This is a genomic window from Nitratireductor sp. StC3 (assembly GCF_003015025.1).
In the GTDB taxonomy this organism is placed as follows: domain Bacteria; phylum Pseudomonadota; class Alphaproteobacteria; order Rhizobiales; family Rhizobiaceae; genus Mangrovimarina; species Mangrovimarina alexandrii.
Genome location: NZ_PYBP01000020.1, coordinates 19,434 through 29,274, shown reverse-complemented (window position 1 = coordinate 29,274; position 9,841 = coordinate 19,434). Strand labels below are relative to the sequence as shown.

7 protein-coding genes are annotated in these 9,841 nt (G+C 64.5%); 1 reads left to right on the top strand and 6 read right to left on the bottom strand.

Annotated elements, in window-relative coordinates; translation table 11 throughout:
- Window positions 1-376: 376 nt before the first annotated feature.
- From C7T96_RS22990 to C7T96_RS22965, 6 genes are all read right to left on the bottom strand, one after another.
- A complete protein-coding gene (locus tag C7T96_RS22990) occupies window positions 377-1,798 on the bottom strand; it encodes an FGGY family carbohydrate kinase (RefSeq protein WP_106573594.1) in 1,422 nt (473 codons plus the stop codon).
- A gap of 2 nt (window positions 1,799-1,800) precedes the next feature.
- Window positions 1,801-3,036 (bottom strand): FAD-dependent oxidoreductase, encoded by a 1,236-nt coding sequence (locus C7T96_RS22985; RefSeq protein ID WP_106573593.1) that lies wholly within the window; start codon window positions 3,034-3,036, stop codon window positions 1,801-1,803.
- Window positions 3,029-4,423: an NAD(P)/FAD-dependent oxidoreductase gene (locus tag C7T96_RS22980; RefSeq protein ID WP_106573592.1), complete on the bottom strand. Its 1,395-nt coding sequence runs from the start codon at window positions 4,421-4,423 to the stop codon at window positions 3,029-3,031. The genes C7T96_RS22985 and C7T96_RS22980 overlap by 8 nt, the downstream gene beginning before the upstream one ends.
- A 9-nt stretch (window positions 4,424-4,432) precedes the next feature.
- Complete coding sequence (locus C7T96_RS22975) at window positions 4,433-6,691, bottom strand: N,N-dimethylformamidase beta subunit family domain-containing protein (RefSeq protein WP_106573591.1); 2,259 nt, start codon at window positions 6,689-6,691, stop codon at window positions 4,433-4,435.
- 26 nt (window positions 6,692-6,717) lie between these two features.
- Window positions 6,718-7,035 carry an ABC transporter permease gene (locus C7T96_RS22970; protein WP_106573590.1) on the bottom strand — a complete coding sequence of 106 codons (318 nt, stop codon included), beginning with the start codon at window positions 7,033-7,035 and terminating at the stop codon, window positions 6,718-6,720.
- A gap of 100 nt (window positions 7,036-7,135) precedes the next feature.
- Window positions 7,136-7,909: a DeoR/GlpR family DNA-binding transcription regulator gene (locus tag C7T96_RS22965; protein WP_106573589.1), complete on the bottom strand. Its 774-nt coding sequence runs from the start codon at window positions 7,907-7,909 to the stop codon at window positions 7,136-7,138.
- Between the two features lie 305 nt (window positions 7,910-8,214).
- Here C7T96_RS22965 and C7T96_RS22960 point away from each other — a divergent pair, with 305 nt between their 5' ends.
- The gene (locus C7T96_RS22960) at window positions 8,215-9,777 is read left to right on the top strand and encodes an ABC transporter substrate-binding protein (RefSeq protein WP_106573588.1); all 1,563 of its coding nucleotides are present in this window, start codon (window positions 8,215-8,217) and stop codon (window positions 9,775-9,777) included.
- The last annotated feature ends 64 nt before the right edge of the window (window positions 9,778-9,841 follow it).

Here is a 9,841-nt window from a genome sequence, read left to right as displayed (position 1 = left end):
GGGAAGTACGGCGATATCCGCGCCATCTGGCCCTCGCTCAGCAGAAACAAATCACCCATCACGGCCTCCTTCTCAAAGACCGTGAATCACATCTCAAAAGGAATTAATAGGTCCTGAGCCTAGTTTGCCCTCGCCAACCGCATTCTGATCGTCGACGAGGCCCACAGTTTCGATGCCTATATGGTGTCCCCGTCCACGCGGGGATGAACCGGCGACAACGCGGTGCATGGGTGCGCTCGACGGGTGTCCCCTGCAGACACCGGGATGAACCGCTTGAGACAGCGCTGGAGCGCATTCGCCGCCTGTCTCCCCAGGCCGGCGCGGGATCAACCGAAACCGCTGTCGCGCGGGATCGACGGCAAGGCGATCAAGGGCTTCAGAACCAGTTTCGAGCCCGTTCCACGGCGTCCCCGAATTTTTCGTGACGCGCAGAGCCGCCGTTCCCGTGCGGTTCGAAATCGGTGGGGGTACCGGCCCGCGCCGGGATGTCCGCGCCGACGGCAAGGGCCGCCATCCTCGCGCAGCCATAGCTCGTCAGCTCGTCGAGTGTCGACGTTCTGACTGTCCGGTCGAGGCTGTCGGCCAGGAATTGCGAGAAATACGGGCTCCGCGACAGCCCGCCGTCGATCGATACGCCGGCGGCGATCGGGATACGCTGCGACATGGCGTCGACGACTTGAGCGGTGCACAGGGCAATGCCTTCAAGCGCCGACTGAGCCAGTTGCGAACGTGTTGTGGCGGCGGTCATGCCGAGCCATAGGCCGGCCGCGCTGCGGTCCCACCACGGACACGCCAGCCCCGACAGAGCCGGGACGAACACCAGCCCGGCGTCGATTGCGGCCCGATCGGAAAAATCCCGCAACGCGTCCACCTTGTCCACGATGCCGATCCGCCGCAACCATTCGACCACGGCGCCGGCGTCGTAGACGCCGCCGTCGATCGCGTAGACGACCTCGGCGCCGATCTGCCACGCCACGGTCGGCAGCAGGCCGATTTCCGTGGCGCGAACGATCGTATCGCCGGTGACGGCCAAGGCGAAGGCGCCTGTGCCGAAAGTGATTTTTGCGTCGCCCGACGTCCGGCACCCGTGGCCGAAAAGGGCGGCCTGCTGGTCCACGATCGCGGCGGTGACGGCGGATCGGCCTATCGCGCCGATGACGTGGCCGGCGCTCGGCACGATCGTCGGAAGGCTCTCGATCGGCACGCCGAAAAGCTCGCACAGCGTCTCGTCCCAGGCCAGTGTCTCCAGGTTCATCAGCGATGTGCGCGAGGCGGTTGTGGCGTCGGTGACGTAGCGGCCGGCGAGCCGGTCGAGAAAGAAGGCGTCGGTGGTGCCGAGCCTCAGCCGGCCCCGTTCGCGCGCGCGCCGGGCCTCGGGAACGTTGTCGAGGATCCAGCTGAGCTTCGTCGCGGAGAAATAAGGATCCAGAGGCAGGCCTGCCCGTTCCAGCGTCAGGCTTTCGGCGCCGTCCGCGCGTAAAGTGTCGGTCATGGCGCCGGTCCGTTTGTCCTGCCACACGATGACCGGCGACAGGGGCTCGCCCGTCTCCGCGTCCCAGGCAAGACAGCTTTCGCCCTGATTGTCGATGCCCAGCGCGTCCACGGGCCCGGCGGCGTCCACACAGGAAGACACGTTGCGCAGCAGTTCCAGCGGATCATGCTCCACCCAGCCGGGGCGAGGATGGTGTTGCGCGTGCCGGACGGCATGGACGATCTGGCTGCCTCCGTGCTCGTCCACCACCAGCACGCGTGTCGAGGTCGTGCCCTGGTCGATGGCGGCGACGCGCTTTTGCGACATGTTCAGCCTTTCTTGAAACGAACGGTGACGCCGTCGTAGTCCCCGGCGGCACGGCCGATCGCCGCGATCGGGATCAGGAGGCGGCGTTCCGGCAGAGCGGCGACGCGCCGCCGCCAAAAGACGCGCCCGCCGGCTTCGACGCTGAGTTGCCCCCTGCCGCCCTCGGTCACGCGAAGCTGGATGTGGCGCAGGCCGCCACCGCCCGTCAAGTCGATACGCTGCGGCACCGCGAGCTTGATAGTGTCGTCGTGACCGATCTTTAAATAGGCCGCCCCTGCGGGCAGGGCGCCGGCGAGGTCGTCGGCGACCAGATTGCCGATCCGTGCGCCTTCGCGGAACGACCAGCCGGCGGTTTCGACCGGGCGCAGAAGATTGCCGGCCGCAAAATAGGCGGCATCGCTGCAGCGGCCGAACTGATCGATATCCGGCCCGCCGCTGCCGGGATCGAGCGCGAGATGGCTGCTGCGAACCAGCGCCGATTCAGGGACGAAACGCCCTGTAAGCAAGACGCCGTCGCAAGCCATCTCCGTGTCGGATCCGTCGGTCAGGCGAACGGTGATCGAGGACACGCGCGCCGGTCCCTTGATGTCGACGAGCTCCGCGCCATAGTGCACGGGGATGCCGAGTAGCCGAGGAAACAGGTGCATCGGTTTCCGCGCGACCGGGCGCATGTCGCTCTCGATGACTGCCACCGGCCGGATCCCGGCTTTCCAGCACGTCAGCACGGCCGAAAGGCTGACTAGCTCTGTGCCGACGATGACGGGTCGGGCGAAGGGTTTTGTTCTTTCCAGATAGATGCTGTGCTGAAGCGTACCCGTGGTCAGCACCCCGATCGGCCTGTCGCCCGAGATCAGGCGCGCCGCGCGCGGCGTCTCGCGCGCTCCGGTGGCGAGAATGACCCGCCTGGCCGTGATGGTGCCGGGGCCCTTGGGCGCGGTCAGGTGCAGCCTGCCGCCGACGCCGAGCGCGACCACGGTCGTTTGCAGGCGCAAGGCGATGCCAAGCGTGCTGGCCGTCGCGCGTAGCCTGGCGGCATAGGCCGGACCGGTCAGCACGCGACCGAATTCCCGCATTCCAAACGGCGGATGGCCGCAATGGCGCGGTACGCCGCCGATCTCGGCTTCGCGCTCAACGATCGCGATCCGTTCGAGGCCGCGCTTTTTCAAGGCGATCGCCGCGGCGATGCCGGCCGGGCCGCCGCCGACAATGACGACGTCGAAATCGGCAGCCTCACCCATGTGCGGGCCCCACCGACAGCGGTTCGGCGAGGCGTCCCGCCGTCAATGCCGCGACCCGCGCCTGACAGTAAAAGCCCTGGCACCGGCCCATGCACACCCGGGTGCGCCGCTTCAGCCCGCCGAAGTCGCCGGCAGGCAAGGGCCCTTGCAGGGCGGCTTCGACTTCGCCGCGTGTAACCAGTTCGCAATGGCAGACGATCTCGCCGTGATCGGTCGCCTGCCAGGGGCGGTTGCGATGGTCGGCCAGGTTGGCCATCCGGGGAACGGCCGGGTCCTCGAGTGGCGTGAAGGAGCCGCCGAACGCGGCATGAAGCGTGGCGACGTGCGCTGCAAGTCCGAGCGCCGCGGTCAGGCCGGTGGAGCGGATGCCGCCAACGCTGATCCAGTTCTGCTCGGCGATGGCCCGCACCCTGTAGTCCTTGATTTCCGTTGCCGGCCGCAGCCCGGCGTAGACGGCCGTCACCGGCATCGTCTCGAGGGCAGGAACCATCTTGACGGCGGTCGCAATCAGGCTGTCCAGAACGGGGGCCTCGACGCTCGCCCGCTCGCGGTCGTCCTGATCCTCGGCCGTCGGTCCGACCAGAAGATTGCCGAACACGGTCCGCGTCAGCACCACGCCCTTGGTGCGCTCGCTGGGCACCGGCAGGACGATGCTGCTGAGCAGCTTCGCCGCCGCCTTGTCGTAGACCACGAACTGACCTTTGCGCGGCTTGATCGTGAACCACGTCCTGCCGAGCAAGCATTGCTCGACCGTATCTCCATGCAGGCCGGCGCAGTTGATAACCGCTGTGGCGCGCACCGATCCGTGCGGCGTGTCGAGTTGCCATGCGGCGCCGTCGAAGCGGCCAGCCGTCACGCCACTGTTCAGCCGCACCTGCGCGCCGTTGACGACGGCCTGCCTGAGATAGGCGAGCGGCGCCGTCCACGGGTCGATAACGTGCTCGCCGGGCACCAGCAGCGCGCCGGCGGCGGCCGACGACAGCTCCGGTTCGCGGGCGCGCGTCTCCCTGGCCGTCAGGCGTCGAACCCTCGCGACGCCGTTTTGCCGTGCCTGGTTTTCGATTCCGTCCAGCTTGTCCATGTCGGCGCCTGTCCAGGCCACCACCATGGCGTCGGTTTCCAGCAAGGGCAGGTTCATCGCCTTGCGGATTTCCCGATACTCGCGATAGCCGGCCTGGACGCAGGCGAGTTCGAGACTGTCGGGCGGTGCGTCGAAACCGGTGTGCAGGATCGCGCTGTTGGCCTTGCTGGCCCCCGACAGGATGTCGGGCGCCCGCTCCAGCAGAACGAGTTTGGCGCCGTCGAGAGTCAAGCGCCGGGCCATGGCGCAGCCCACGACGCCGCCGCCGATGATGGCGACGTCGAATATTTCATCAGCGTTTTTCATCGGCGTGGTTCAGGCCGCCGGCTCGACGAAGGGGGCGGGATCCAGGAAGCGCTTGAGCACGTTGTGGGTCAGGCGCGAGACATTGTTGTCGAACCCGTTCCACGGCAGCGAACCCGAAAACGCGATCGAGCCGACGGAAAACACCGCTCCGCCACGCGGCGTCTCGAAAAACACCATGTCCGCGCGCACTTTTTCACACACGTCGCCGGTGGTGCCCATGTGGTTGAACAGCATGTCTTCGACGACGAAGACGTGCGCCTCGGTGTGCTTTTCGGAGCTGGCGACAACGATCGAATGGGGCGGCGAGCCGATCGAGACGTCGTGTCGGTCGAGTTCCATGCCGGCGGCTCCACCGCCCGTCAGGCCGAAATCGCCGATAATCTCGTCGTCGATGCCCTCGAAGACGAAGGCGGCTCGCGGATCGTCGGCGCCCGACGCGCGCCGGTAGTAAGACGATTCGTCGAAGCCCTGGGCCGTGAAGCCGATGCCGACGAGATGATTGGGGCTGCGCCCGCCCTGGCGACGCCACAGGCCGCCATACTCTCCGGTGAAGGAATGATAATATTCGCCGGTCGCCGGCTCCCAGGCCCGACTGCCGCCTTCCGCGCGGCGAACCTCGATGATGCCGGGCTGGGTCTTGTTGAAGGCGATGCGCCAGTAAAACCCGTTGCCGCCGAGATACATCAGCCTGCCGCCGCTATGCGTATATGTCTGGACCGCGTCGTACATCTCGCGCGAATAATATTCCGGATGCGTCGCGGTTATGACCGTACGGTAGCCGCTGACGAGGTCGTAACCCTCATAATGCAGATCCTCGTCGGTGATGACGTCGTAGTCTTCCCCGCAATGCTCCAGCCAGCTCGTGATGTGGGTATCGGCGTTGAACAGCCAAAGATGCGAGGGTGCCGCGCCGTGATTGGCCTCGACTTTGGGACGCAGGTTGAGCATCGGCCGCAGCCGGGAGGAATAGGCCACGCCGCTGCCGTCCGAGTGCAGGTCGTAAAGCGAATGGCCGTATTCGCGATGCTCGTTGAGGAATTGCTGATGGGGGTGCAGGATCAGCGCGCGGTTGAGGTGCAGCTCCACCAGACCGTCATTGGTACCGAAATGCTCGTTGGCGTAGGCCATGTAGGTGGCAAGCGGAAACAGAAAGGCGAGCTTGGCGGTCGCCTGGCCGCGCGCCGGGCGCACGACGAAGGTGATGAACTGCTCTTCGCCTTCGGCCTCGATCCGCAGCGCATAGATACCGCTTTTCATCGTCTCGGGGACGGCCAGGGCAAGGTCGATTTCCCAGCCCGCGTCGTAGACGTCGTCGTCGTGGAAGTGGATGGCCGACCATTGCTCGGGCTTGTCCATCCAGCAATGGCCGTCTTCGCCAGTGAAATTGTGACCGGTTACCCCGCGTGTCGGCATGTTGACGACCAGACCGTGTCGGGCACAGCCGGATAGGTCTTCGAACGTGACGCCGGGAATGTCGCGTGAAAAGTCCCAGGCGCCGACCAGCGTACCGGTCAGGTGTTTGGGCCAGACATCGCCGGCAAGCGCGCGCAGATCGGCAAGGGGCAGGGCGCAAGACGACACGCGCGGCCGGTCGATCTTGCCGTTGAACAGCGCCCGCGCAACCATGCGGCCAGCGTCGGTTCCGCCATAGGTGGCGGCGAAGAGAAGCGGCGCGTCGCTGGACCAGTCGAGACCGGCGGCGAGCCGCGCCGACACGCTCCCGGCATCGGCAATGGTGGGGAAATCGTGCTGCGGAATCTGGTGCACGCTCGCATCGCCGGTGTCGGCGTCATAGGTGACGGCGGCGAAATACCAGTGGCGATCCAGCATCTGTCTGCCGGTCGATATCCGGTGCAGTTCTCCCCCCGCCGATATCTCGATCCCCAGCGATCCATCCTCGGCTATGACCATGGCGACGCCGCGCCCTGACCCCTCGTCCCACCGGGAAAGGATTGCCTGTCGGCCCTTGCCGGTGGTGGTCGGCATGATCATCGCCTGCAGCGATATGCTGGCCGTCGTGAGCCGCTTGTCCAGATCAACCCGACCGAACGAGCCGGCGTGGATGATTTGCGGGCGCCCCTCATACGTGCCGTCGATCGCGCTTGGCACATGGACCAGCTTCACGGGCGGCGCCTCCGGCGCGGTGTCGCCCTGGACGACCCGCACGATGCTGGCGCTGTAGCGAGCGTACTCGCAATTGATCATGAAACTGACCGTCTGGCCCGGCGTGACGCTGACACGGTCGGCGTAGCCCGTGATCTTGAGCATTGCTCGTCTCCCGTAGATACTGTCGGTCAATCGGTCAGGTCGATGTCGAAATGGCGTTTCATGCGGAGCTTGAAGATCGCCCATTCGGCATCGTTGATATCGTGAAACACTTCATCGCGAAGCGTCATGGGCTTGCCGCGCCCGTTCATCTCCACCAGCCGCCATTCTTCATGCGGCTTGGTGCAGAGAAGCGCCAGCTTGCCGGTCATGGGCTCGCTACGGATATGGTTGACGATCCGTTGCAGCGCAGGGCTGTGCTGTCCCGTAGGCTTGGCCCGGAATTCCGCGACGAGCGTCGGCAGATCCTCGGTGCGGATCAGAGTCTTCAAGTCGATCTTGGTCAACGACGCCTCCACGCCCGGATGAGATGTTGGCAGAAGATTACTGGACCGAAACTCGAATTGTCAATGACCGAACGGTCATTCACGGCCGCGATAAGTGACGCTATTCCGCGATCACGACGTCCACATTGGCGGCGCGAAGCGCATCGGCTAGGTCGTCGGGTGGGGGCGCATCGGTCACGAGTCGGTCAATGCGCGAGAGCGGGCAGACCTTCGCAAAAGCACTGCGGCCGAGCTTGGTCCTGTCTGCCAGGACGACGAGGTGGTCGGCCTGCTCGATCATAGCGCGCGCCACCTGTGCTTCGCCAAGCGAGAAATCCATCATGCCGTTGACAGGATGGACCGCGCCCGCGGTCAAAATGGCATGGGATGCGCGAAAATTGGCGATCTGCTCGATCGTGATCTCGCCGGTCGTCTCGCCGGCGTCAGGTTGATAAAGCCCGCCCAGCAGGTAGATGCTGTTGTTACCGTGCGCCAGTGTCGCGGCGATCGCGGTCGAGTTTGTGACGACGGATAAATCGGTTAGAGGCTGCATCTCTTCGGCCAGCATCAAGGTTGTCGTGCCCGTATCGATGAAGAGCGTGTCCCCCGCCGTCAGTGAGCGCACCACCGCGCGGGCGATTGAGCGCTTACCCGTCGGTTGCGACGCCATACGTTGGGCGAACGGGCTTTCCTCGGTCAGTGATGGCAGGCAGGCGCCGCCATGAAACTTGCGGAGCGCGCCAATGGCGGCGAGGTGGTTCAGGTCGCGCCGGATTGTTTCGCTGGATGCGCCGAACCGAATCGTCAGATCCTCGACCAGAATACGCCCCTGTTCGCGGGCGTAGTCCATGATCAGCGTGCGTCGAGCTTCGGGTGTAAATTTGCGTGTGCTCATCGAGCCCTTTCCGGACGTCGCTGCAACGGCGCCTTTAGCTTCATGGCGTGCCGAGGTTGAAATTTCATAACGGGCGTCCGTATGAGAAATCAACACACGAATCCAGGGAGCGGAAAATAGGATTGACTGAACAGTCATTTTTGATACGCTATTCGGGCATTGACTGTTCGATGCGCCGCCGGGAGGCTCGATTGGGTCGCGCAGTCTAGGAGGACGCCGCTGGTTCCGTCCCGATTTCAGGGGGAAGCGCCCGGCAAGACCGGCACAGGGCCGGATGCGCTGGGCATACCAAAAGGGAGATTTTCATGCTGACTACACGAAGGAAATTCATGGCCGGTGCGTCGGCGCTGGGCGTTGGCGCCGCGCTCGTCGGCCCGGTGTCACTCAATCGCGCGTTCGCGCAGGACGGCAAGACCCTGGTTTTTGCCGCCGCCGGCACGGTGACGAGCAGCTGGGATCCGTCCTCGCATACCATCGCGCCGCAGATTACCACCGAGGAGCTGGTGTTCGGTCGCCTGACCAAATGCCCGATGAGGCCTGAAAACCCCGGTGAGATTCTCCCGGACCTTGCCCTTGAGTGGAAACTGATCGACAAGCATACGCTGGAATACAAGCTGCGCCAGGGTGTCACGTTCCACGATGGCAAGGAATTCAAAGCCGAGGATGTCAAGGCGACCTACGAATACGCCTCGCAGCCCAGCCGGCCGGCATCCGCGTGGTATCCAGGGCAGGTCGAAGTCGAGATCGTCGACGACTACACGGTGCGCCTGAAGACCGAAAAATACGGCTATCCGGCGCTGAACTTCTGGTATGTCTCCGCGTTTCTGCCGATCATGTCGGCCAGGGATGTCGCCGACCCGGACGTTCTCAAACAGCGCCCGAACGGCACCGGCGCGTTCAAATATCATGAAACCCGCGGTGACCAGATCATCTTCAAGGCGAATGCGGACTATTACGGCGGGAAGCCTGCTCTCGACACCTTGCTGTGGACCTATGTTCCCGACGCCAACACGCGCGTGCTCGGCCTGCTGAACGGCCAGTATCATCTGACCGAACGGTTGGAGCCGGAACAGTTTGAATCGCTGAAGGGCGAGGCCGGTATCACCACCCACAGTTCGCTGTCGAGCGAGAACAAATACCTGCATTTCCGCTGCAACAAACCGCCTTTCGACGATGTGCGGGTTCGCATGGCGGCGGTCCATGCCATCGATCGCGAGCAGGTCCTGGCGCTGGTCGGCGAAGCCGCGCAGGCGTCCAACTGTCACATCTCGCCGGTGAAGTTCGGCTACAAGGATGTCGACAACTACCCCAAATACGATCCCGAACTGTGCCAGAAACTGCTCGCCGAGGCCGGTTATCCCAACGGCCAGGGTCTGCCGGAACTGGAGTACATCACCTCGGTCGGTTTCTATCCCAAGACCCGCGAATATGGCGAGTTGATCACGGCGATGCTGCAGGAGCAGGGATTCCCTGTGAAGCTGACGACGCTCGAGCCGGCGGCGTGGGAAGAACAGATCTATCGTCGCGCCGACGGCCAGGGGCCGGGCCACATCATCGATGTGGGCTGGATTACGGGCTCGCCTGAGCCGGATCTGGTGTTGCGCCCCAACTACTATTCCCAGTTCGCCCTGATCAACGGTATCGGCGACGCCGAGATCGACGCCTCGCTCGACAAGGAGCGCAACGCCGAAACCACCGAGGAGCGCCTCAAGCTGCTTCAGGAAGAAACCTTGCCCCTGCTGGCGGAGAAGGTGCCGAGCCTGTCGCTGTTTTCGTCGGTGTTCCTCAGGGCGATGTCCAAGGACCTGAAGGGCGCCTACTTCTACCCGAACGGCCCGATCGATCTCAGCAAGGCCACGCTCGGCTAAGATCACGACGCCAGGTCATACCGGCGGCGCCGCCAGCGGCGCCGGTATGTCGACGACACGCCGC